1 pseudogene is annotated in these 235 nt (G+C 64.3%); it reads left to right on the top strand.

Annotated features, from left to right (window positions below):
* Window positions 1-235 (top strand): annotated as a pseudogene (locus tag SM755_RS24205) (protoporphyrinogen oxidase); the annotation flags it as partial.

Below are 235 nucleotides of genomic sequence, written 5' to 3'. Positions count from 1 at the left end.
ACCACCACCTCTCCAAGAGCGAGGAGACCATCGTCGAACTCGCCGACGACCTCGGCGTCGGCGACCGCGTCGAGTGGATCTACGGGAACGACGGCTACTACGTCGACGGCGTCGTCCACCCCCTGAACACCATCTGGGAGATCGCCGCGTACCCCCACATGAGTCTCTACGACAAGTTCCGGCTCGGCATGCTCACGATGGAGATCGACGTCCGCGGCGGGGTTCCCTCGTTCGA

This window comes from Natrialba sp. PRR66, assembly GCF_034808065.1.
In the GTDB taxonomy this organism is placed as follows: Archaea; Halobacteriota; Halobacteria; order Halobacteriales; family Natrialbaceae; genus Natrialba; species Natrialba aegyptia.
Note: the sequence above shows the minus strand (reverse complement) of the source record. Positions and strands in the feature narration are given on the sequence as shown.